This is a genomic window from Paenibacillus ehimensis NBRC 15659 (genome assembly GCF_004000785.1).
GTDB lineage: Bacteria > Bacillota > Bacilli > Paenibacillales > NBRC-103111 > Paenibacillus_G > Paenibacillus_G ehimensis.
This window is the reverse complement of the sequence record NZ_BILX01000003.1, coordinates 74,839-97,634: the sequence shown is the minus strand read 5'-3', so window position 1 is coordinate 97,634 and position 22,796 is coordinate 74,839. Positions and strand designations below refer to the sequence as shown.

Here is a 22,796-nt window from a genome sequence, read left to right as displayed (position 1 = left end):
GAGAAGAAACGATAAATATCAGTCAAAGATGAGCATGCAAGAGGTACAGCAGGGAGGGGAACGTATGCTGTTTGAGGAAGAACGCCAACAGAAAATCGCCGATTATGTTCAGACGCGGGAAAGAGCTTCCGTTCAAGAACTGGCACAGCAGTTTCAAGTATCCGAATCGACCGTCCGCAGGGATCTGAAGATTCTGGAGGAGAGCAGGCAGCTTCGCCGTACGCACGGGGGAGCGGTAGCGTTAGTGCACGATAACTCGGAGCCGCCGTTTATGGAGAAGGAAGACAGCTACCGGGCACAGAAGGAGGCGATCGCCAAAGCCGCTGCGGCCATGATCCAAGAAGGGGACACGATTGTTCTGGACTCCGGCACGACAACTTATTATTTGGCCAAGGAGCTTAAAGCTTTCAAGCAATTAACGGTGGTGACCAATTCGGTCATGGCCGCTCAAGAGCTGCTCACGCATCAAGGTATCGATCTCGTGCTAACCGGCGGATCGCTTCGTCATGAAACGCTGGCTATGGTCGGGCCGTTAACGGAGAAAGCTTTGAAATCGGTCTATGTGGACAAAGCCTTCTTGGCAACGAACGGGTTGGATCCTCTTATCGGGCTGACAACCCCTAATATATTGGAAGCTTCGGCAAAGCAAAGTATTCTTCACTCGGCCAAACAGGTGATTTTGCTCGCGGATCACAGCAAATACGGGAAAGTTTCGTTTGCCAAAGTGGCCGAGCTGCCGGATATCGACCACTGCATTACAGACGACGGAATGCCGGAAAATGCACGAGAGGAGCTGGAGGCGGCCGGCATATCGGTGACGGTTGTCCATGCTGGGGGGAAAGGACATGAGCTCTAAAGTCCTTACCGTAACGTTGAACCCGGCTTTGGACAAAACCGTTACGATTGAAGAGTTCGTCAGCGGCGGATTAAATCGAATTAAAGCGTGGAGAACGGACGCCGGGGGCAAAGGAATTAATGTCGCTAAAGCGCTAAAGCATTTTTCCGTCGATGTGGCATCCTGGGGGCTGACGGCCGGTCATCAAGGAAAAATCATTACCGAACAGCTCACCGGTCTGGGCATTCCGAACTTATTTATCGAGACGGCAGGCGAAACCAGAACCAATTTGAAAGTATATGTCGAATGCACCAAAGAAACGACGGAGCTCAACGAAGCCGGCTTTACGGTCGGCCGGAAAGCACTGGAGGAGTTCATTGAGCGGTATACCGACGCTGTTCGCAGCGTGTCGGTCGTCGTATTGGGAGGCAGCTTGCCGCCCGGAGCGCCGGACGATACGTATAAAACGTTAATCGAGATTGCGAATAACGCAGGAGCCCGGACAGTGCTGGATGCCGACGGGGAGCCGTTCATGAAAGGGATTGAAGCTGTTCCTTATGCGATTAAACCGAACATTCACGAGTTGGAAGCGCTTTTTGGCGAAAGCTTTCGGACGGACGAGGAGATTGTTTCCGCAGCGAGAAGGCTCACAGGCAAAGGAATTACTTACGTTTCCGTTTCTTTGGGAGCCGAAGGTTCGATTCTGGTCAGCCAAAACGAAGCGGTTCGCGCCAAACCGTTTCCGATTGTGCCCCTGAGCACGGTCGGCGCCGGCGATTCCATGGTGGCAGCTTTGGTTCACTGCCTGCTGGAGGGGAAGCCGCTTGAGGAGATGGCACGATGGACCTCGGCGGCGGGAACGGTGACCGCGTCCAAGCCGGGGACGGAGGTTTGTACGCTTGCCGAAGTGGAAGAGAAGATAAGCGGGGTAACGGTATGGCCCTTATAGTTTCATTTGTGATCATGAGTTGAGGAGGCGCTCGATATGAAAAAGATTTTGGCTGTAACTGCTTGTCCCACCGGCGTAGCGCATACTTACATGGCTGCCGAATCTTTGGCCAAAGCGGCGAGAGAGAAGCAGGTTCCGATTAAGGTTGAGACGCGGGGAGCCGTCGGCGTGGAGAATGAGCTTTCCCCGGAGGAGATCGCCGAGGCGCATGCCATCATTGTGGCGGCCGACACGGACGTATTGGAATCCCGATTTGCAGGGAAACCTCTTGTCAAAGTACCGGTGGCCCACGCCATTAAAGATCCGGCAGGTCTTATTGACCAAGCCCTTAATAAGGAAGCCGCGCCCAAGGCAGACTACAAAGAACAGGTGGAGCAATCGAAGGCGCAGCGCAGCGCTTCCCGTACCGGGGCGTATAAGCATTTGATGACCGGTGTATCCAACATGCTTCCGCTGGTCGTCGCAGGCGGGCTGCTGATCGCCCTTTCCTTTGTTTTCGGCATCGAGGCGTTTAAAGAAAAAGGAACGTTGGCCGCAGCGTTGATGGACATCGGCAGCGGAGCCGCTTTCGCGCTGATGGTCCCGATTTTGGCCGGATTTATCGCGTTCTCGATTGCGGAAAAGCCGGGTCTTGCCCCCGGTCTTGTAGGCGGCATGCTGGCCTCCAAAATCGGCGCAGGGTTCCTTGGCGGCATCATTGCCGGTTTCTTGGCTGGCTATGTAGCGAAATGGTTAAAGGATTATATCAAGCTGCCCAGAAACCTGGAAGGCTTGAAGCCGATTCTGCTTATTCCTCTTCTTGCAACCGGAATAACCGGACTTCTGATGATCTACGTCATCGGAGAGCCTGTGAAGACGATCATGGACGGCTTGACGGAATGGCTGAAAGCGCTTGGGTCGACCAATGCTGTCCTGCTCGGCGGTTTGCTTGGATTGATGATGGCCTTCGATATGGGCGGACCGTTGAATAAAACGGCGTATACGTTTTCCGTAGGATTATTGGCCAGCGATGTGTACGGGCCGATGGCCGCCGTGATGGCGGCAGGAATGACGCCTCCGCTTGGATTGTGGTTGGCGACGCTGCTTGCTCCGAAGAAGTATACGAAGGAAGAACGGGATGCCGGCAAGGCGGCCTCCGTGCTGGGAATTTCGTTCATTACCGAAGGGGCGATTCCGTTTGCGGCCAGCGATCCGTTCCGCGTCATTCCTTCGATTATGATCGGCTCCGCAGTAACGGGCGCTTTATCGATGCTTTTCGGCGTGACGCTTCGTGCGCCTCACGGCGGCATCTTCGTACTGCCGATTCCGAATGCGGTGAGCCACCTGGCCTTGTATGCCGCAGCTATCGTCGCAGGGACCGTTGTTACAGCGGTTGTATTGAATCTATTAAAAAAGCCTGTTCTGAAATAGCGGTAGATTCTATCAAAATTCCACCCTTATTACCCTTAGGAGGATGTAATGATGAACATTCAAGGACTTTTGCAGGAACAAAGCATTATGATTCCGCTGGAAACATCGGACAAAGAAAGCTGCATCCAGGCGATGATCGACGGGCTCGAGGCCGCAGGGTGCCTTCGCGACAAGTCCGCTTATTTCGATGCCGTGATGAAGCGGGAGGAGACGGGCTCGACAGGGATCGGCTTCGGCGTCGCCATTCCCCACGGGAAATCTGGCGGTGTAAGCAAGGCAGGATTGGCTTTTGCCAAGCTGACCCAGCCGCTCGACTGGCAGTCGCTGGACGGAAATCCGGTATCGATCGTGTTTATGATCGCCGTTCCGGAGGAAGCGGCAGGAAACGAGCATCTGCAAATCTTGATCGCGCTTTCCCGGAAGCTGATTGACGAACAGTTCCGTCAAAGCTTGTTGAACATTACGGAGCCGCAGCAATTGATCGACCTATTGCAAGCCATTTAGGAGGAGATGAGCCTATGCTTACGAAAGAGGTTACCATCCGCAACGCTTCAGGGTTTCATATTCGGCCTGCCCAGCTGTTTACGGAGAAAGCGACGACGTTTCAATCGAAAATCAAAGTAAACTTCCATAAGGAATCCGATACGGTAGAAGCGGATGGGAAAAGCATCCTCGGTCTCATGACCTTGGGGCTGGAGAAAGGCTCCGTCATTACCCTTTCGGCGGACGGACCGGACGAGCGGGAAGCGCTTGATTCGTTAGTAGAATTGGTAGAAAGCGGCTTTGGGGAAGCCTAGCATCACAGAACAAGAGCCAAGGAATGGGGAGACGATCAATGGCAGAAAAAAGGCTCAAGGGACTTGGCGTATCGGCTGGTGTCAGAATCGGTAAAGCTTTCGTCTACTCGCCTGTCAGGCTGGCGGATATCGAGAGCAAGAAGACTGATCACAGCGGCTTGGAATTGCAGCGGCTTCAACAAGCAAAAGCGAAATGCGCAGAGCAGCTCCAAGCGCTGATTGATCGCGCTCAAAGCACGTTAGGAGAAGATAAGGCGATGATCCTGAAGGGGCAGCTCAGCTTCCTGTCGGACCCGGTCTTTTATCCTCCGATGGAAGATCTGATTGTGCAGGAGCAGTGGTCGGCCGAGACGGCGGTTCACAAAGTCGTGAGCCAGGTCGCGGGTTTATTCGAAAGCATGGCGAACGAGTACATGCGGGAGAGAGCAGCGGATGTTCGCGATGTGGGGAACCGATTGTTTGCCCAATTGTCCGATTATCAAGGCACCCGGCTTTCGGACATTCAAGAGCAGGTTATTCTAGTAGCGGATGATCTGACTCCTTCGGATACGGTACAGTTGGATAAAAGTCTGGTGCTCGGGTTTGTTACGCGAATTGGAGGCAAGACCTCGCATACGGCCATCCTTGCCAACTCGTTAGGCATCGCTGCCGTACTGGGGATAGGGGATGATATCGAGGCTATCCGTCATGGCGATGAGCTTATTATCGACGGCTCTGTCGGGGATTGCATCGTGAGCCCGTCTTCGGCAACGGCTGCAACGTATCGGGAGCAAAAGGAACGGGAAGAATCGGAATGGGCCGATTTGAAGGCCTACGCGGATCGTGAAGCCGTCACGAAGGATGGCTTTCGAGTGGAGCTGGCAGCGAATATCGGAACGGTAGAGGAATCCATGTCGCTGTTGGAGCAAGGGGCCGAAGCCGTAGGCTTGTACCGGACGGAATTTTTGTTCATGGGACAATCCCAATTGCCCGATGAAGAAACCCAATATAAAGCGTATTCGGCCGTGGCCGAAGCGATGCGGGGCCGCCCCGTCGTCATTCGTACGCTGGATATCGGAGGAGATAAGGAGCTTCCTTACCTGGAGCTGCCGAAGGAGATGAACCCTTTTCTCGGCTACCGGGCGATCCGGATCGGATTGGACAGAAAGGAGCTTCTTCTAACCCAGCTCAAAGCGATCGCTAGAGCCGGCGTTCATGGAACCGTCAAGATTATGTTTCCGATGATTTCAGGGCTGGAGGAATGGCGCGAGGCGAGAGCGATGTACGAGCAGGCCTGCGAACAGCTTCGCAACGAAGGCAAGCCTTTTGCCGATTCGGTGGAGCTTGGGATCATGATCGAAATTCCGTCTGCGGCTCTCATGGCCGATAGCTTCGCTAGGGAAGTTGATTTTTTCAGTATCGGAACGAATGACTTGGTGCAGTATACGGTAGCCGTCGACCGCATGAACGAAAAGGTGTCTCATTTGTACGATTATTTCCATCCGGCTGTCATAAGATTGCTGAACAATGTTATCGACGCATCGATCCGTCACGGCAAGTGGACCGGGATGTGCGGAACGATGGCCGGAGACCCGCTTGCCGCCCCTTTATTGGTTGGCTTGGGTCTTCACGAATGGAGCATGTCCGCTTCTTCGCTGTCCAAAGTGAAAAAGATGATCGTCCATTTGAAGCGAAGCGAGTGTGTCGCTTTGACCCAGCGTATATTCGAGCTGGAAACGGCTGCTGAGGTAAGACGAGCGCTTGAAGATTTCCATAAGCAGATCGAGGCGGGCGCGTAACCGGAACGATCAATATGGCTATTCCAGCGATGAAAAGGGAGCGTTGTCACTGTTTCAGTGACCGGCTCCCTTTTTTTGATTGTGCGGTGTGGAAGAGAATCGGCAAAATGACCGAAGCTTGAATGGACCAATGTTCTTGATATAGTGTTAATTAGCGGAGGGAGGGTTATTGATGTATAAAATAGGAGAGTTTTCGAAGATCAATAAAATATCCCAAAGGATGTTAAGATATTACGATGAGAAAGCTTTATTAACGCCAAAAAAAGATGAAGCTAACGGTTATCGGTATTATACCAGCGATGATATGAAAACGGTGAATAGAATAAAACAACTGCGCAAATATCATTTTTCAATAGACGAAATCAAGAATGTACTCCAAATCGATACGGATTCTGAAGCCATGAAAGCGGTATACCGGCAGAAGATTGCTGAATTGAACGAAAAAGCCATGGACTATCTCGATGTTATTGAGGAGATGAAAAACGGAATTGAGCCTAAATATACCAGAAAAAGGGTGAACGTTTATGATGTGGTTTGTGGAGTGAGGAAGCCATTCCATGCTCTATGCTTAAGACAAATTGTACATGAACATGACTTGGAGCAATTAATCGATCGACTTCATAAATGCGTCAATGCAATGAATCCAACGTTGACCGGCAACTATTTTGCTATATTTCATTCCGTTGAGGAAGGGGAATTTATCAATATGATGTTGAAGTATGTCAACCTATACGGGTAGAAAGGGAGCTAATAGATTCCAGGATAAATACATACACGATGCCGGATGAAAAAAGCGAGCATGAGGGTACCTGGCTGCAATGGCCTCATGGATACACCTACGGCGACGATTATAAGAAAGGTATAGAGCCCATTTGGGTCAAAATGGCCGCCGCTTTAAGCGAAGGTGAAAAGGTTCACATCGTTGCCTATACCCAGGCGGAAAAAGAACATATTCATCAACTTCTTCCAAAGCAAGGCGTAACTATGGAGCAGATCGATTTCTTTATTTCGCCTACCGATGACGTATGGGCAAGAGATAACGGACCGATTTTTGTTTATGACCATGAGCAACATCTAAAAATATGGGATCCGGGATTCAACGGATGGGGGAAGAAAGCCCCTTTCGCCAAGGACGCCATGCTTCGTGAGCACATCAGTCGGGAGTTGAACATGGAACGAATTGTTTTGCATCAGCTTGTCATCGAGGGTGGGGCAATGGAACTGGACGGAAACGGTACTTTTCTGGCAACCAGAAGCTCCGTTATGAATCACAACAGAAATCCCGAATTATCCGAAGCGGAAATTGAAGCCTATATCCGCAGCCTTGGCGTTACGCATTTTATTTGGCTGGATGGGGTGCCGGATGCCGATATTACCGATTTTCATATTGATGGTCTTGCCAAATTTTTCGATAAAACGACCATCGTTACCTTGTCTGCGGATGACTTAGCCGAATGGGGCTCTCAGCCAAAGATATTAATACATTATTGACTGCAAAAAATGCTTCAGGCGAAATGTACAAGCATGTCTATTTGCCGCTTAGCCGAAACAAGGTCGCTTTAGAAAACGGAGAACAATTGGATGATAAAGGGTCATATGTAAATTATTATATCGGGAACAAAGTTGTATTGGTCCCAAACTATAACGATCCGAATGACAGTACAGCAAATGGGATCATCCAAAAATTATACCCCGATCGTCAAGTAGTCGGTATTGACGTAAGGGAGCTTTATAAGGATGGCGGGATGATTCATTGTGTGACGCAGCAACAACCAATCGCATTAACCTATTGAACTTGATGCTATTATAGAGTAAATTCAAACATAGGCAAATGATGGCATCGAGGAGGAACTCATTTTGAAGCATTTTACCATATTCGCGTCCAGAAACGACATTGACGATATCGAAAATACGATATCAGACGTGTTTGTGAAAGGCTATGAAATCAAGAGAAACGAACATGATTATTTTCTCAAGTCCAAAGGATTGTTCAGCAAGCACAAAGTGACGATCAGAGTCGCTTCCGAGGATACGAATCCCGATTATTTCGCTACAAACATTCCCGGGATGATGGGGTTTTACGACCGTATTCCGTTTGAAGACGAGAACCTTAAAGGATTGGTCATGACGCAAATCTCCGTCTTAAATACGATGCTTGCGATCGAAACGGAGAAGGATATAACCGACGCGCAGATGCAATTATTTACGGGGCTGCTGTCGCGGGTAGGAGGAATCGGCTTTTTGCCGAACGGAATTTTGCTTGATCAAGCAGGAGAGGTGATTGTGTATCCCGACGGTACATCGGGCCCGCCCAACTTCAGGCCTCACGCCTGCACCCGAAAGGTACTTGGCCCTGAGCTCACATCCGAGGAAGGCGAACAACGAAAAAACAGGACAATTGCTTTTTTAAGTGAAAGAGGGATTCCGTTTATTCACGGACTGCCGCAGCTTCCGCCTTTAGAACAATGCCAGTTTAAAACAAAAGAAGATATCGCAAGAAGAGCCGTCTCCTTATTGATCGTCATTCAATTCGCTTGCGACGTGGCGCAAGGCGAAGATATTCATGGGTCAAGAGACTTTTTCACAGGGATGCTGCAAAAATTCGGCGTGGAACAGGATCTGACGGAGAACGAAAGAAAGTTATTGCAGGATGAGGAGCCGGTCATGGAAGAGGCGGTCAATATTTCCTGGCAATACGAAGCGTACTGGGCGCTTATTTGGGCACTTGGACTTGTGGATACGCTCGATTTTCCCGATCGCGTATGCGACTGTGAGTATGCGATTGAAGTCGTTTCCAGCTGCGAAACGTTCGAACAGTTCTTGCTCAAAACCTCGATGCGCAGCAAGGAAGAAATGATGGATGAGGCTGACCGAATTTATCGGCTTCACTGGGCATGCGTCAACAGCCGAATCCAAGGAGAAGAAGCTCCTGCCGGCATGAACGAAAGCATCGTCATGGAAAGACGCCGGGGATTGTTCTGGATCATAGGTCACCGCGATGAAGAGTGGGATCATATTTCAATGGATACCTAAAATGGAGAGGACTGTCTCTTGGCAGAAAAAATTTTGCTGAAGAGAGCAGTCCTTTTAATTTTCTCCAGGAGATAGAGTTTGGGCGTGTTATTAAATTCACAATAAATTGCTGGTTCTCAAGGGGAGGAGGATTGTTTTGGGACGGACGCTTATTTTACAAGCTCGCGCTTCGGCCTTACGCCTGACGGAAACAAAATATGGATTTATATTAGACATTTATATAAATAACTGATATAATTTAGCTCATGGAACCTAAAACTAACATTACCGAACTGAACGTGAGCGACTTCGCTATGGCGTTCGAAGAATTGACGAGGATTTTCATTCGGATGCCGTCCATTGAGAAGCTAAGCTTCACCACGCTATCCGTATTGCACACGCTCTCGCTTAGAAGCCCTATGAGGCTGAGCGAGCTGATTGCTACGGAACAAGTAACGCAATCCGCAATGACGCAGCTGGTGATTCGGCTTGAGCGCGATGGGCTGGTGGAGCGCCGGCCGGATCCGAGCGATGGCCGTGCGGTGCTCGTCCGCATCACACCCCAAGGGGCAAAAGTCATCGATTCACGCCGGACTGAACGCATTATGCAGATCGGCAAACTTATGGAAAGGCTCACGCCGGAGGAAAGAACAAGTATCGCATCCGCACTGCCCGCATTGACGCGCCTTGCCGAGCTTGGCAACGATTAGCCAAGACTGCGGCAGCACCGCGCCTACATTCGAATTGTCCAAGGAGGAGTACCCGTGATAGAATCCCGTTTCCCGCTTGAACCGACTCCTGTCTACGTTCCGGACGATCTGCTCGCAGATTTGAGAAACCGGCTGAAAGCCACCCGTTGGCCCCTTGATGCCGGTAACGACGATTGGTATTACGGTGTCAGCCGACGCTACCTTGAGGGATTGGTCGACTACTGGATCCACAAATTTGACTGGCGCAAATCCGAGGCTGCGATCAACGTCTACGAACACTACAAAGTAAACGTCAACGGCGTTCCAGTACATTTTATGCGCAAGCCCGGCGTGGGACCGAACCCGATTCCGCTGATTCTGACCCACGGCTGGCCGTGGACGTTTTGGCATTGGTCCAAGGTGATCGATCCGCTTGCGGACCCCGGCGCATTCGGGGGAGATCCCGCGGAGGCCTTCGACGTCATCGTGCCGTCTCTTCCTGGCTTCGGGTTCTCGACGCCTCTGCCGAACAACCCGGACATGAACTTTTGGAAGGTCGCCGATCTTTGGCACGTGCTCATGACGGAGATTCTCCGTTATGATAAGTACGCTGCAGGGGGATGCGATGTAGGCGCCCTCGTGGCCGGGCAGCTCGGACATAAATATAGCGGCGAACTCTACGGGATCCACATCGGATCTGCGCAAAAACTGAGCCTATTCAACGGGGATCGCGCATGGAATTTCTCCGGATGGCAGCCGATTCCTGACAATATCCCCGAAAGCATACGGAGCGACATCCTGAAGTTTGATCGTCGTTTCGCGTCGCATCTCGCCGTCCACGTGCTTGATCCGAGTACACTCGCCTACGGGCTGAGCGACTCGCCGGTTGGCATGCTTGCATGGATTCTTGAACGATGGGCAAAATGGAGCGACAATGACGGAAACATTGAGCATGTCTTTTCGAAGGACGATTTACTTACACACGCCACGATCTTCTGGGTGAATAACGCCATCGAAACCTCCATACGCTTCTACGCGAACGCCAACCGTTACCCTTGGCAGCCCTCTCATGATCGATGGCCGGTTGTAGAAGCGCCCGCCGGCATCACTTTCGTAGGCTATGAGAATCCGCCGGGCGTTACGACCGAAAAGCGGGTTCAGCACTTTCTGGGCAGCGACCGCGCGTCTTGGTACAACCATGTCAATATTAGCGTTCACGAACGCGGCGGACACTTCATACCTTGGGAAATTCCGGATAAGTGGGTTGACGACCTGCGCCGCACCTTTCGGGGACGCCGATAAGCGTTGCTCTCTGCCATAGATGGACATTCCATTGTCGAAAGACGGGAATGTCCATTTTTTGTCTAAGCGGGGATCTAATCGATCAAGCAAAACCTTCCTGGGTATCCCAAGTTCGCTGAATTGCGAAGCTATAAAAGGCGTTCGCGGCTGCCGGCAGGTAACGGCCCATAATTCTTGAGATCCCGGTGGTCCTAGTACATTGGGGCTCCGTCATGGTCAGAACATGAAGCCGGTCCTTTAATAGTTCAGAGAACTTTTCCCAAAGAGGCTTAGGGATAAATGAGATTCCGAGACCGAGACTCACCATTTCTCCAATGACAACGGAATCATTTCCCTCGAATGCTATTTTCGGAGTAAAACCGGTTTGCGCACAGAACTTTTCCAGCCAATTCGATGAATCGTAGCTGGTATTGCTGCTAATAAATCTTTCGCCCGCGACTTCCATAAGCCGTATTTCTCGACGATGAACAAAGCGTTCTTCTCTCGGCACCAGCAATAATAATTCTTCCGAAAATAAAGGGTGCCATTGGATGTCCGGGCCTTCGATAGGCTCGGAAGAAATGCACATGTCAATCTCGCCTTTCTCCAGCAAATGGTACATGTTGATGTCGCTTCGCAAGTATTGTCGTATCCGTATATCCGGGTATTGAAGCAGAAATGACGACACCAGACTCGGAAATATGCTGACGTTTGTGGTAGCAACGGAGACCGAGAGATTTTCGATCCGGGCCATGTCGTTAATTTTCTTCTTGGCTTGATCCAGCTCCAGAAACGACCGCTCGAGGTGGGTAAGAAAAATCTCGCCGTATGGGTTAAGCCGAATATGACGTCCCTTTCTTTCGAACAGGGGGACGCCGATATCCTCTTCTAACCGGGAGATCGTTCTGCTGAGTGCCGGCTGGGTAATGTTTAATTCCTCGGCTGCCTGGGTCATATGCTGCAACCGGGCAACGGTTTGAAAATATCGAAGCTGCTGCAGTTCCATTTTCCTTACCCCATTCATTATTTCAATGTAATGAATTCATGTTCAATTATACATTGGATATTATGGATTGCGGCGGTTAAAATAAAACACATATTTCGAATAAGTTTTAGGAGTGGACAAAAAAACAACTTTTCTTCCGAATGATCCTTTAGGGTAATTTTTGTTATCGATGTTGGGGAATATTAGAAAGAGATTCCCGCGTATCCGGTTAAGTATAACAAGAGGGAGGTTTCTTCATGGAAAACCTATTGCCGATCCCCCAGCCAAAAACATACGGCGTTCTAGGGAATGTGCCTTTGATCGATAAGGATTCGCCTACTTTATCTTTCTGTAAACTTGCCGACGAGTACGGTCCTATTTTTCGCTTCGAGGCCTTAGGAAGATCGGTTTTTATTATATCCGGACCCGACTTGGTAGCCGATGTATGCGATGAATCCCGTTTTGACAAGGCTATAGGTCATTTGCTGAAAGTACGCGATTTTGCCGGAGACGGACTATTCACAAGTTTAACGGAGGAGCCCAATTGGCAAAAAGCGCATCATATTCTGATGCCTTCCTTTAGCCTTCAAGCGATGAAGGGATATCATGACATGATGGTGGACATCGCTCTGCAGCTTGTTCAAAAATGGGCACGTTTGAATCCCGACGAAAGTATCGACGTTCCGGACGATATGACACGGCTCACCCTGGATACCATTGGCTTGTGCGGTTTTAACTATCGTTTCAATAGCTACTACAGAGAAACGCCGAATCCATTTATTGTGAGCATGGTTCGTTCCTTGGACGAAGCGATGCATTATGGCAACAGGCTGCCGATTCAAAACATGCTGATGGTTAAAACCAAGCGTCAGTACGAGCGCGATATTCAATCGATGTTCTCCTTGGTCGACAAAATCATCGCCGAGCGTAAAGCAAGAGGCGATCAGGGAGAAACCGATTTGCTTGCCCGAATGCTGACCGCCAAAGATCCCGAGACCGGAGAGCAGCTGGATGATCAAAATATTCGCTACCAAATTATCACTTTCCTGATCGCCGGTCATGAAACGACAAGCGGCCTATTGTCTTTTGCGATTTACTTTTTATTAAAACATCCGGACGTATTAAAAAAGGCTTACGCAGAAGTGGATGAAGTACTCACAGGTTCGACGCCGACTTACGAACAAGTTCTGAAGCTGAAATATATTCGAATGATTTTAAACGAAGCTTTACGTTTATGGCCGACCGCTCCTCAATTTAGTCTTTTCGCCAAGGAAGATACCGTCATTGGAGGAAAATATCGAATTAACAAAGGGGAAGCCGTTTCCATTATTTTACCCAAACTTCATCGGGATAAAGGGGTTTGGGGAGAAGATGCGGAACAATTCCGGCCGGAACGGTTCGAAGACCCTGCCCAAATACCGGACCATGCCTATAAACCGTTCGGGAATGGACAACGAGCCTGTATCGGCATGCAGTTTGCGCTTCACGAAGCGACTTTAGTTCTTGGGATGATCCTTCAGCAATTTCAATTGCTTGATCCTTTGAACTATCAGTTGAAAGTCAAACAAACCCTGACGCTGAAGCCGGACGACTTCAAGATACGCGTTCAATTGCGGGATAAGAAAATAACCCATACGTATCCAAACAAACCGGAGGAAGACCTTGCCCAAGCTCCTAGCCCTGAACAACAAGCGCAGCAAGCTTCCGTCATCGGAGTGAACAACAGACCGCTGCTCGTGCTTTACGGTTCCAATATGGGAACGGCCGAACGCATAGCCAAAGAACTGGCGGACCTTGCCCGTTTGCATGGCATCCGAAGTGAAGCAGCGGCACTGAACGACCGTCTGGGCCATTTACCGAAGGAAGGCGCTTTAATCATCGTCACCTCTTCCTATAACGGCAAGCCGCCGGGCAATGCGCGTCAGTTCGTTCAATGGCTGGAGCAGGTGGAACCGGGCGAGCTGAGCGGAGTGCATTATTCCGTATTCGGCTGCGGGGACCACAACTGGGCCTCAACGTATCAAGAGGTACCGAGATTCATTGACGAACAGCTCGCCGCCAAAGGAGCGACTAGATTCTCACTTCGCGGAGAGGCGGATGCGAGCGGAGACTTCGAAAAGCAGTTCGAAGCATGGAAAAGTCAAATGTGGACCGATGCGATGAAGACGTTCGATTTAAAGCTGAACGAAAATGCGGAAAAAGAACGGAGTACGCTGAACATTCAGTTTGTCAGCGGCTTTACGGAGACGCCACTCGCTCAATCGTATGATGCGGTTCACGCCGCAGTCGCGGAAAATCGCGAACTTCAGCAGTCCGGCAGCGGACGAAGCACGCGGCATATCGAGATCGAATTGCCGGAGGGGGTTACGTATCAAGAGGGCGATCACCTTGGAGTATTCCCAAGCAACAGGAAAGATAATGTCGGCCGCATTCTGCAGCGGTTTGGTTTGAATGAAAAAGATCAAGTCATTTTGACAGCAAGCGGCGTCAGCGCGTCCCATCTGCCGTTAGACCGGCCTGTATCGCTTTTTGACCTGCTTAGCCATAATGTTGAGCTGCAGGAGGCTGCCACGCGTGCCCAAATCCGTGAGGTTGCCGCTTTTACGGTTTGTCCTCCGCATAAGCGTGAATTAGAAGCGTTGTTGGAGGAGGGGACATACGAAGAACAGATCTTGAAGAAACGGATCACGATGCTTGACCTTGTCGAAAAATACGAAGCCTGCGAAATTCCGTTTGAGAAGTTTTTGGAGCTGCTGCCTCCGCTAAAACCGAGGTATTATTCGATATCAAGCTCTCCCCGGGTGAACGCAGACCGGGCCAGCATTACGGTAGGCGTAGTCCGCAGTCAGGCTTGGAGCGGGCAAGGAGAATATTTCGGAGTAGCCTCGAATTACTTGGCAGACCGTAAGTCGGGCGAGGACATTGTCATGTTCGTCCGTACGCCGGAATCGGGATTCCAGCTCCCCGAAGATCCGCAGACCCCTATCATTATGGTCGGGCCGGGGACGGGGGTGGCTCCTTTCCGCGGTTTCCTGCAGGCCCGAGCTGCGATGAAGCGGGAAGGTAAGCCGCTGGGCGAAGCCCATCTTTATTTCGGCTGCAGGAACGAAGCGGATTATATTTACCGTGAAGAGCTTGAACAATACGAAAAAGACGGAGTGGTTACGCTTCATACCGCGTTTTCGCGTAAGGAAGGCGTACCTAAAACCTACGTACAGCATTTGATGGCGAAGAATGGAACAGAGTTAATCCGCATTCTTGACGGTGGAGGACGGCTTTACGTCTGTGGAGACGGCAGTAAAATGGCGCCGGATGTAGAAAACGAGCTGCGGAAAGCGTATCAGGCAGTCCATGGAGTTGAACGACAAGAAGCGGAAACATGGCTGGAGCAACTCCAGTCGAATGGCAGCTATGCCAAAGATGTGTGGGCGGGGATATAAAGGTATATTGCGAACGGAACGGAGGAGCCAAATCAATTGGCTTCTCCGTTCGTCGGTTAGCCGAGTTTTGCAATGACAGCTTGTGTTACCGCCAGAGTAGATTGAGGGTTCTGTCCTGTAATAAGGCTGCCGTCCTCCTCATGGTGCGAGGACCAATTCGGAGCCGCCACAAAGATTGCTCCTAAATCCCGAAGCCGGCTTTCCAGCAAAAACGGAAGATGGGGGGCGAGTGTCGTTTCCGCCTCTTCTCTGTCCGTGAAGGCATTGACTCGTTTGCCGGCAACAAGCGGAAGCCCATTGGATAATGCCGCGCCAACCAACGCTGCCGGTCCGTGACAAACGGCGGCAACGATTTTATTTCCTTCATAGAAATCGCGCAGCAGTTCCTGAAGCTTGGGATGTCTCGGAAGATCATACATCGCTCCATGGCCCCCGGGCAGGAAAATCGCATCGAAGCCTTCGCAGGTAATCTCAGCCAGATTCACGGTGTTTTCCAAATATTTAGCCGCATCTAAAATTTCTTCCGGTGTGTCAGGCCCAACACTGCCGGGATCAACCGGAGCTTTTCCTCCAAGAGGGCTAGCCACCGTAATATCGTATCCTTTTTTTCGAAATTCCATATAGGCCTCGGCGAATTCCGATAACCAAACACCTGTTGTTTTCCCTTCATGTATTTCCGCATGGCTAGTAACAACGATCAATACTTTTTTTGCCATTGGTTTAGCCTCCTGTAGTATTGGTTTTTGATACATCCTCATTCTACGTCTGGATTTTTCATAAAACAAATTATGAAATAATAGTTATTTCATAAATAAATTAATGTCAAATAGAGAAGCTCCGCGAGTTGCCTCCGCTTTTGGATTTGTAGTACGATCATAGTGGACCCAAGTAATGGAAATATTAGCAGCTCATATTTACAGAGGATAGGAGTGTTGTTGACATGCTGACGCCACTGAAGGATAAGACGGTCGTCGTGACCGGAGCCAGCAAAGGGATCGGCAAAGGAATGGCCAGAACCTTCGCCGCGAAGGGGGCGAACGTCGCAGTCGTCGCACGCAGCCTGACGAAAGCGGAGGAAACCGCGGTAGAAATCCGGGAGAACGGAGGCATAGCTCATGCCTTCGAAGGCAATGTCGCCGATTTGGAATCGATGAAGCGCGTTGCGAACGAGACGGCCGGTCGTTTTGGGGGGATCGACGTCCTGTGCGCCAATGCCGGCATTTTTCCGAATGCGCCGATTGAGGAAATGACCGGCGAGCACTGGGATGATGTGATGAACACGAATGCACGGGGGACATTGTTTTCCCTTCAGGCTTGCCTGCCCTTCCTGAAAAAAGCGGAATACGGCCGGATCATCGTTACCTCTTCGATTACGGGGCCGGTCACCGGCTATGCCGGGTGGTCGCACTACGGCGCAAGCAAAGCCGCGCAGCTTGGATTCATGCGCAGTGCGGCGCTAGAGCTCGCCCGTTACAACATTACGATTAACGCCGTCATGCCCGGCAACATTATGACGGAAGGCTTGGAAGGGCTCGGAGACGAATATTTGCAGGCGATGACGTCGTCCATTCCGCTTAAGCGGCTCGGAAGCGTCGAAGATATCGCTTATGCCGCTGTCTTTTTAGCTTCGAAGGAGGCCGGTTATATTACGGGCCAAACCATCGTCGTCGATGGCGGGCAGATTATTCCGGAAAGTCTGGAAGCGATGGGGTAAACCTGATTCTCGAATGGATAGGGAAGGCAAGTATAATAGGGAGCTCGCACACTGTACGCTGCGAGCTCTTTTTGCGGTTGACTTTGCCCCTAGGGTAAGCTGTACAGTGAAACTGTACAAAAACAGGAAGATTGGAGGCGGCTTCTTGCTATCGATTGGAGAATTCTCGAAGCTATGCGAAGTATCTACAAAAACACTTCGTTATTATGATGAAATGGGATTAATTCATCCGGATGAGATTAATCCTGAAAACGGTTATCGATATTATTCCATCAAGCAACTCCAAAAGATGCTTTTTATCAACCGGTTGAAGTCTTACCATTTTTCGCTGGAAGAAATCAAAGCCATTCTGGAATTGGAAGAGGCTCAATCCGAGGAGAAGCTTTGTTCTGCTCTTCATCGCAAGAGAAGGGACATCCAGGAGAAGCTAGATGCTTTGGAATATACCTTAAAACAAATGAGCAGCGATATTATGAATTTAGAGAAGGGCATCCCAATCATGTCCTACCTTGACCGTATCGAAGTACAGCTGGTGGAAACCCGGCCCAAGAATATTCTCTACATGCGTCAGAGGATGAGCAGCGACGACTATGCTGCCGGATATGGAACGTATTTTAGCCGGCTCTATGAAAAGATTGCTACTGAAAAACTCACCTTGCTTGGCACGCCAATGACGATTTATCACAGTCCCGAATACAATCCAGCCGGCAATGATACGGAGTTTGCTATCCCGATCGAGGAGACGGTAAAGGGAACGAGAGATTTGCCCGGAGGCCTTTGCGCGAAATCTGTGGCCAAGGGCTCCTATTCCGAATTGACATCGGTCTATGCCAAGCTGAGGGAATGGGTAGAACATGAAGGATATGCATTGGTGAATTCACCGTATGAAGTATATGTAACCGACCCCAATCAAGTCACCGCTCCCGAGGGGAATGTGACCGAGGTATATTTTCCTGTAAAGAAAAAATAACAGCAAAACAAATATCGCCCTTTAGAGAGGTATCTATCATGCAAAGAAATTATTGGCCAACGGCAGAATGGCAAGCTGCGGAACCGGCAGCCTTGCGAATGGACCCCGATAAGCTTTCAGAGCTTGAACCTAAGATAAAATCCGAGTATGGCAATATCAACGGTATTGTTGTCGTGAGAAATGGATCTATGGCGTATGAAAGCTATTATCATGGCTATGGCCCGGATGAACCGCACCATGTGGCATCCGTAACGAAAAGTATCCTATCTGCCCTCATCGGGATTGCTATAGATGCAGGTTATATAAACTATGCAGACCAGAAGGTGCTGGATTTTTTCCCTGAGTATGTTCCCGATGCTGCGGATCGGCAGAAACGAGAAATCACCATTCGCCATCTTCTTACAATGACGGCTCCCTATCCGTTTGAGGACTGGCACGAACCGCTGGACAAGATGTGTATGCAGCCTGACTGGATCAAGTATACCCTGGAAATGCTGGGCCAAAAAGGGAATATCGGGACTTTTAAATATTCTACCGCGGGGGCGCACCTGCTTTCCGCCATCATCACACGCAGCACAGGAAAAAGCGCCCGTGAGTTTGCGAATGAACGATTATTTAAACCGATCGGCATGAAGGAAATCCCGGATTACAAAATGAAATCATTCGGGTTTGACGATTTGTTCGGCAAAAACGTGAAAGGATGGGTGAAAGACCCCAGCGGTCATTCCACAGGAGGCTGGGGACTTACGCTGACTCCCCGTGATATGGCGCGTTTTGGTTTTCTCTATCTGAACCGTGGCAATTGGGACAATCGTCAGGTGATTCCCAATACATGGATTGACGAATCAACAACGATGAACCCCAATCAATACGGTTATTTATGGTGGTTGCGCGAAGAGGACGGAGTTTTTGCATACATGGCACTGGGCGATGGGGGAAATGTCATCTGCTGCATTCCGGAAAAAGACCTGGTCGTAGCCATCGCATCACAATTCATCATTCATCCTCGCGACAGGTGGACACTGATTAAGGAATGTATTCTTCCGGCTGTCATTGACTAAATCTATGATCGTCAGGTCTGGTAAAGATGAGAGTAGTAGCGAACAACAAGATTCGACAATTTTTGTGCAGGATATCGCGGGTTTCATGCAAGATCATTTCAATTAATCTCAAATAAAGTTATTTCGTGTATGATTTGGATAGATCTAAAATAAGGAGGTATTTACACGATGAGTCTGAAAAATATTTTATTCGCATCGGCATTGGCCCTTCCTCTCGTTTTCGGCTTTCAGAGCACCAATGCGCAAGCGGCCGAGCAGACCAATTATATCTATGGATCGCTGGCTAAAGCCCCGGAATATTTTGTTGGTATTAGCGTAGGGGATGAATGGGACATTGATTCCGGAGCAAGATGTACGAATTCGGATAGAGATGTCGTCAAAGTCAACTGCAAAAACGGAGTGGTCAAAGCTCTTTCTAAGGGATCTGCCACGGTTAAAGTTTATGATGACGTCCGAGAGCTGATAGCAATCTATTATTTTGACATTGACTAGTAAAGCTGCCTATGAATAGGCTGTAATTCACTATCCAACGTTAAGGAGCGGATGATAGCATGAAGAAAACACTCATCGCATTAAGTACTTCCGCAACTCTTCTGGCAAGCGTATTGGCACCGACGGCAAGCTTTGCCGGTACCGATTTTGCTTCGATCAACAACACGGCATTGAAAGACGCTTCTGCGGCGAGCAAATCATTTGAAAATTCGATTTCCGTTACAAAAGGATCGAATCAGGAATATACGGCATCGGGGGTTTTGGTCAACAATATATGGAGATATTATGCGCTTTCCGTTTATACGGATCCTAATAGCACCAAGCCCTTAACTGTAAGAGTCATAAAGTACGTTGCCGATAAAACCATTTTTGAATTTACTTTGCGACCTGGAGAGTCTCTTCATACCGATTTATACATTCGAACCGGAGAATATTACATTCAATTAAGCGGTGGGCCCGGGTCTGCCGGTTATGCATCGATGATAGAAAAAAAATAGCAGCAGATGAAATCATACGGAGATGCTACAATGCATCTCTTTTCTTTTGTGCCGGAGAGTTTAGTAATCCGTTTAAACTCGCTAAAAAGAATTTGCTTTCAAAACCTCGTTCATGCGAGGTTTTTGTTTTTTTTAGCAGCTAAAATTCATGGTGGAGACCAAGTAGTGTTAGTGAAATTAAATTATTTATTTTACTGTATTTCATGTGTTGATTTTTGCGTTAACTTAGGTTAAATTCATTATAATAATGAAATTGTGAATTAAACGGATGTTGTAAGCGTTTTATAATGAAGATAAATTAAGTAAAATTAATTATATTCAGGAGCTATCTATATGCCTACAATAAAGGATGTTGCCAGAGTAACGAATTTCTCGACTACGACGGTATGGCGGGTATTGCAGAACGACCAAACGTTATCGGTAACCGACGAGACGCGTAACAAGATTATCGCTGCAGCCAGTCAATTGAATTACAGGCCTCTTCGTAAGAAAAAGGGGGCGGTTGACAAAAAAACGGCCAACGTAAAGATTGGCGTGTTGATCTGGTGTTCGCCGGAAGTGGAGTACGAGGATCCCTATTTTTTGTCGATCCGGCAAGGTCTTGAAATGCGTTTCTCCGAATTGGATTTAACCTTATCACAGATTTATCGGTTAGGGGCACAGGAACCGGATGGGAATCTAAACGAGCTGGACGGATTAATCGTCATTGGAGCTATTGACCCAAGTGAGGTCGAACGAATCTACAGCCGTCCGGAGCGAATCGTCTTCGTCAACTGCTGTCCCGATTCGGATAAGTACGATTCGGTTGTCACGGATTTCGAGCAAGCCTTGGCTTTGGTAATGAATCACTTTTTTGCGTTGGGCTATCGGGATATTGGCTTTGTCGGGGGAGATGAGTTCATTCACCGTTTCGGATTCGAGAAAATTCAAGTCAAGGAAAGCCGCAGAATTGCTTTTGAACGGATCGCCAAGGAGAAGGGCATATTCAACCCGGAACGAATGTTTCAGTCGGACTGGTCGACGATGGGCGGGTACCATACGGTAAAAGACATGGTTCAACAAGGTAACCTGCCGAGAGCCATTTTCTTTGCCAGCGACCCGATGGCGATCGGCGCTTTGAAGGCGCTGCATGAAGTTGGTGTTTCTGTGCCCTCCGAGGTTGCGATCATTGGCTTCGATGATATCGAGATGGCGTCGTTTGCCAGAGTTCCTCTAACGACCGTCAAAATATACACCGAACAGATGGGGAGAACGGCCGTGGACATGGTACTCCAAAGAATTCAGGGAAGAGATGTTCCGCTCAAGTCTGTTGTCCCGAGCCGGCTTGTTGTCCGGGAAAGCTGCGGGGGAACATAAATCCGGGTGTAAATTCTTTGAGGGGGGTGAGAAGAAAGAACGAAGGGGCCATATGCAATGAATGAAATTGATGAGCGTGAAAAGGAGGGGGCGCAATCCTTCAGCAGATAAAAAAAAGGACCCATGAAACATGAGGTCCGATAAAAAAATTGTCCAATTTAATTCTATAAAAAAACACGAAAACGGTCAACGCAGGATCCATATCAAATTAAACTCATACGCCAGGGAGGTATTCCCATATGAAGAAAATGACAGCGCTTACAATGTCGCTCGTTATGTCTGGAGCCATGACCCTGACCGGCTGCTCCCAAACGGAGTCCGGCAAACCGGCAGCGAACGGCGAGCGAATAAAATTAACCATCTATTCTACCGCGAACGATAAAGCAACTCAAAATGTATACAAAAAGGTGACGGACGACTATACGAAGCAGCATCCAAATGTGAGCTTCGAGCTTCAATTCCCCGGCAATGACTATGAAAGCATTCTGAAGATGAAAATGGCTGCGAATGACATGCCGGATTTATTTGATACGCATGGGTGGTCGCAAATTCGTTACGGCAAATATCTCGCCGACTTGTCCCAAGAGAGTTGGGTAAAAGATATTTCCGAATCGATGAAGCCGATTGTAACGGATAAAGCAGGCAAAGTGTATGTGCTGCCGCTCAATGCCGCAAAGGACGGAATCACGTACAATAAAGACGTGCTGGATAAATATAACATTCAGCCGCCGAAAACGCTGGACGAAATGATAGCGGCCGGCGAGAAAATTAAGAAGGAAAGCAACGGTCAGGTGGCCCCGTTCTTTTTCTCGGCGCCGGATTCTGCCTCATTGGCACAATTTTTCGATTATTACGCAACCTCCTTGTTGATCAGCCCTCCCAAAAATTATGCCGACGATCTGTTGAAAGGGTCATTTGATTGGGCGAACTGGACCCCGCTTGCGGCCAAATTTAAAGAAATATACGACAAGAAGCTGATGAACCAGGATGTGCTAACCGTAAAAGATGCCGACAAGGCTTCCCTGTTCGCGCAGGGCAAAATTGCTTTTGTCACCGGCGGCCCCGGTTTTGTCCCGGACGCTCTGAAAATGAATCCGAACGTGCATGCCGGAATTATGCCGGTGCCGGCCATGGTTGACGGCGACGAACCGACGTTCTCCGGCGGCGAACGCTTCACCATCGGAGCGTGGAAAGACGGCAAGAACCTGGAAGTGGCCAAGGACGTCATTCGCGAATTCGCGAAACCGGAAAATTTGAAAGCCTTGTCCGAAGCATCGGGTACGCCGGCGGGTATGAACGGCATAAACCCGGATCTGGGTGTCTTTACGGAGTATTACAATAAGTATAAGGATATTCGCGTATTCCCATATTTTGATCGCGTGTATCTGCCAAGCGGCATGTGGGACGTTCTGCAAACCGCCTCCGCACAGCTTCTGGGAGGCAAATTAACGCCCGAAGCGTATTCGGAAACGATGAAAAAGGAAGTCGCACGCTTAAAAGCGCAGCAAAAATAAATACGTCTAATAGGGG

At 49.3% G+C, this 22,796-nt stretch carries 20 protein-coding genes and 1 pseudogene; 19 read left to right on the top strand and 2 right to left on the bottom strand.

Annotated features, from left to right (window positions below; genetic code table 11):
- The first annotated feature begins 64 nt into the window (after positions 1–64).
- The 11 genes and pseudogenes from PEH01S_RS02600 to PEH01S_RS02550 all read left to right on the top strand — a co-directional run bounded on the left by PEH01S_RS02600 (position 65) and on the right by PEH01S_RS02550 (position 10,772).
- The gene (locus PEH01S_RS02600; protein ID WP_127483845.1) at positions 65–856 is read left to right on the top strand and encodes a DeoR/GlpR family DNA-binding transcription regulator; all 792 of its coding nucleotides are present in this window, start codon (positions 65–67) and stop codon (positions 854–856) included.
- Positions 846–1,784 carry a 1-phosphofructokinase gene (pfkB, locus tag PEH01S_RS02595; RefSeq protein ID WP_127483844.1) on the top strand — a complete coding sequence of 313 codons (939 nt, stop codon included), beginning with the start codon at positions 846–848 and terminating at the stop codon, positions 1,782–1,784. Before PEH01S_RS02600 ends, pfkB begins: the two co-directional genes overlap by 11 nt.
- Before the next feature lie 36 nt (positions 1,785–1,820).
- Positions 1,821–3,194, top strand: coding sequence for a PTS fructose transporter subunit IIC (locus tag PEH01S_RS02590; protein ID WP_025848206.1), 1,374 nt, complete (start codon positions 1,821–1,823; stop codon positions 3,192–3,194).
- A 51-nt stretch (positions 3,195–3,245) separates the two neighbouring features.
- On the top strand, positions 3,246–3,698 hold the full coding sequence (locus PEH01S_RS02585) for a PTS sugar transporter subunit IIA (RefSeq protein WP_025848208.1): 453 nt from the start codon (positions 3,246–3,248) through the stop codon (positions 3,696–3,698).
- A gap of 14 nt (positions 3,699–3,712) precedes the next feature.
- Entirely contained in the window at positions 3,713–3,991 is a 279-nt protein-coding gene (locus PEH01S_RS02580; protein WP_025848211.1) for an HPr family phosphocarrier protein, read from the top strand.
- 38 nt (positions 3,992–4,029) lie between these two features.
- Positions 4,030–5,769, top strand: a complete 1,740-nt coding sequence (ptsP, locus tag PEH01S_RS02575) for a phosphoenolpyruvate--protein phosphotransferase (RefSeq protein WP_127483843.1) — start codon at positions 4,030–4,032, stop codon at positions 5,767–5,769.
- Between the two features lie 172 nt (positions 5,770–5,941).
- A complete protein-coding gene (locus PEH01S_RS02570; RefSeq protein WP_127483842.1) occupies positions 5,942–6,508 on the top strand; it encodes a MerR family transcriptional regulator in 567 nt (188 codons plus the stop codon).
- Between the two features lie 29 nt (positions 6,509–6,537).
- Positions 6,538–7,562, top strand: a pseudogene (locus PEH01S_RS02565) (agmatine deiminase family protein); the annotation flags it as partial.
- A 64-nt stretch (positions 7,563–7,626) separates the two neighbouring features.
- The gene (locus PEH01S_RS02560) at positions 7,627–8,802 is read left to right on the top strand and encodes a DUF4272 domain-containing protein (RefSeq protein WP_127483841.1); all 1,176 of its coding nucleotides are present in this window, start codon (positions 7,627–7,629) and stop codon (positions 8,800–8,802) included.
- Between the two features lie 245 nt (positions 8,803–9,047).
- Entirely contained in the window at positions 9,048–9,491 is a 444-nt protein-coding gene (locus PEH01S_RS02555; RefSeq protein ID WP_127483840.1) for a MarR family winged helix-turn-helix transcriptional regulator, read from the top strand.
- Positions 9,492–9,545: 54 nt separating this feature from the next.
- A complete protein-coding gene (locus PEH01S_RS02550) occupies positions 9,546–10,772 on the top strand; it encodes an epoxide hydrolase family protein (protein WP_025848217.1) in 1,227 nt (408 codons plus the stop codon).
- Positions 10,773–10,854: 82 nt separating this feature from the next.
- Here the strand turns inward: PEH01S_RS02550 and PEH01S_RS02545 are convergent, their stop codons facing one another.
- Positions 10,855–11,757, bottom strand: a complete 903-nt coding sequence (locus tag PEH01S_RS02545) for a LysR family transcriptional regulator (protein ID WP_127483839.1) — start codon at positions 11,755–11,757, stop codon at positions 10,855–10,857.
- A gap of 236 nt (positions 11,758–11,993) precedes the next feature.
- Here PEH01S_RS02545 and PEH01S_RS02540 point away from each other — a divergent pair, with 236 nt between their 5' ends.
- Positions 11,994–15,176 (top strand): bifunctional cytochrome P450/NADPH--P450 reductase, encoded by a 3,183-nt coding sequence (locus tag PEH01S_RS02540; RefSeq protein WP_127483838.1) that lies wholly within the window; start codon positions 11,994–11,996, stop codon positions 15,174–15,176.
- A gap of 56 nt (positions 15,177–15,232) precedes the next feature.
- Here PEH01S_RS02540 and PEH01S_RS02535 read toward each other — a convergent pair whose 3' ends face one another.
- A complete protein-coding gene (locus tag PEH01S_RS02535) occupies positions 15,233–15,892 on the bottom strand; it encodes a type 1 glutamine amidotransferase domain-containing protein (RefSeq protein ID WP_127483837.1) in 660 nt (219 codons plus the stop codon).
- Between the two features lie 224 nt (positions 15,893–16,116).
- Here PEH01S_RS02535 and fabG point away from each other — a divergent pair, with 224 nt between their 5' ends.
- The 7 genes from fabG to PEH01S_RS02500 all read left to right on the top strand — a co-directional run bounded on the left by fabG (position 16,117) and on the right by PEH01S_RS02500 (position 22,780).
- Positions 16,117–16,890 (top strand): 3-oxoacyl-ACP reductase FabG, encoded by a 774-nt coding sequence (fabG, locus tag PEH01S_RS02530; protein ID WP_025848223.1) that lies wholly within the window; start codon positions 16,117–16,119, stop codon positions 16,888–16,890.
- Between the two features lie 145 nt (positions 16,891–17,035).
- Positions 17,036–17,860 carry a MerR family transcriptional regulator gene (locus tag PEH01S_RS02525; RefSeq protein WP_025848224.1) on the top strand — a complete coding sequence of 275 codons (825 nt, stop codon included), beginning with the start codon at positions 17,036–17,038 and terminating at the stop codon, positions 17,858–17,860.
- Between the two features lie 38 nt (positions 17,861–17,898).
- Positions 17,899–18,921 (top strand): serine hydrolase domain-containing protein, encoded by a 1,023-nt coding sequence (locus PEH01S_RS02520; RefSeq protein ID WP_127483836.1) that lies wholly within the window; start codon positions 17,899–17,901, stop codon positions 18,919–18,921.
- A gap of 168 nt (positions 18,922–19,089) precedes the next feature.
- Positions 19,090–19,413 carry a hypothetical protein gene (locus PEH01S_RS02515; RefSeq protein WP_127483835.1) on the top strand — a complete coding sequence of 108 codons (324 nt, stop codon included), beginning with the start codon at positions 19,090–19,092 and terminating at the stop codon, positions 19,411–19,413.
- Positions 19,414–19,472: 59 nt separating this feature from the next.
- Positions 19,473–19,910, top strand: a complete 438-nt coding sequence (locus tag PEH01S_RS02510) for a hypothetical protein (RefSeq protein ID WP_127483834.1) — start codon at positions 19,473–19,475, stop codon at positions 19,908–19,910.
- A gap of 333 nt (positions 19,911–20,243) precedes the next feature.
- Positions 20,244–21,266, top strand: coding sequence for a LacI family DNA-binding transcriptional regulator (locus tag PEH01S_RS02505; RefSeq protein ID WP_036713364.1), 1,023 nt, complete (start codon positions 20,244–20,246; stop codon positions 21,264–21,266).
- 239 nt (positions 21,267–21,505) lie between these two features.
- On the top strand, positions 21,506–22,780 hold the full coding sequence (locus tag PEH01S_RS02500) for an ABC transporter substrate-binding protein (protein WP_127483833.1): 1,275 nt from the start codon (positions 21,506–21,508) through the stop codon (positions 22,778–22,780).
- Positions 22,781–22,796 lie beyond the last annotated feature (16 nt).

Bases quoted from the DNA above. Each gene is read 5' to 3' on its own strand.
- PEH01S_RS02515 (WP_127483835.1), top strand. From the start codon at position 19,090: ATGAGTCTGAAAAATATTTTATTCGCATCGGCATTGGCCCTTCCTCTC.
- PEH01S_RS02510 (WP_127483834.1), top strand. From the start codon at position 19,473: ATGAAGAAAACACTCATCGCATTAAGTACTTCCGCAACTCTTCTGGCA.
- PEH01S_RS02570 (WP_127483842.1), top strand. From the start codon at position 5,942: ATGTATAAAATAGGAGAGTTTTCGAAGATCAATAAAATATCCCAAAGG.
- PEH01S_RS02540 (WP_127483838.1), top strand. From the start codon at position 11,994: ATGGAAAACCTATTGCCGATCCCCCAGCCAAAAACATACGGCGTTCTA.
- PEH01S_RS02520 (WP_127483836.1), top strand. From the start codon at position 17,899: ATGCAAAGAAATTATTGGCCAACGGCAGAATGGCAAGCTGCGGAACCG.
- pfkB (WP_127483844.1), top strand. From the start codon at position 846: ATGAGCTCTAAAGTCCTTACCGTAACGTTGAACCCGGCTTTGGACAAA.
- fabG (WP_025848223.1), top strand. From the start codon at position 16,117: ATGCTGACGCCACTGAAGGATAAGACGGTCGTCGTGACCGGAGCCAGC.
- PEH01S_RS02580 (WP_025848211.1), top strand. From the start codon at position 3,713: ATGCTTACGAAAGAGGTTACCATCCGCAACGCTTCAGGGTTTCATATT.
- PEH01S_RS02600 (WP_127483845.1), top strand. From the start codon at position 65: ATGCTGTTTGAGGAAGAACGCCAACAGAAAATCGCCGATTATGTTCAG.
- PEH01S_RS02555 (WP_127483840.1), top strand. From the start codon at position 9,048: ATGGAACCTAAAACTAACATTACCGAACTGAACGTGAGCGACTTCGCT.
- ptsP (WP_127483843.1), top strand. From the start codon at position 4,030: ATGGCAGAAAAAAGGCTCAAGGGACTTGGCGTATCGGCTGGTGTCAGA.
- PEH01S_RS02590 (WP_025848206.1), top strand. From the start codon at position 1,821: ATGAAAAAGATTTTGGCTGTAACTGCTTGTCCCACCGGCGTAGCGCAT.
- PEH01S_RS02585 (WP_025848208.1), top strand. From the start codon at position 3,246: ATGAACATTCAAGGACTTTTGCAGGAACAAAGCATTATGATTCCGCTG.
- PEH01S_RS02545 (WP_127483839.1), bottom strand. From the start codon at position 11,757: ATGGAACTGCAGCAGCTTCGATATTTTCAAACCGTTGCCCGGTTGCAG.
- PEH01S_RS02505 (WP_036713364.1), top strand. From the start codon at position 20,244: ATGCCTACAATAAAGGATGTTGCCAGAGTAACGAATTTCTCGACTACG.
- PEH01S_RS02535 (WP_127483837.1), bottom strand. From the start codon at position 15,892: ATGGCAAAAAAAGTATTGATCGTTGTTACTAGCCATGCGGAAATACAT.
- PEH01S_RS02500 (WP_127483833.1), top strand. From the start codon at position 21,506: ATGAAGAAAATGACAGCGCTTACAATGTCGCTCGTTATGTCTGGAGCC.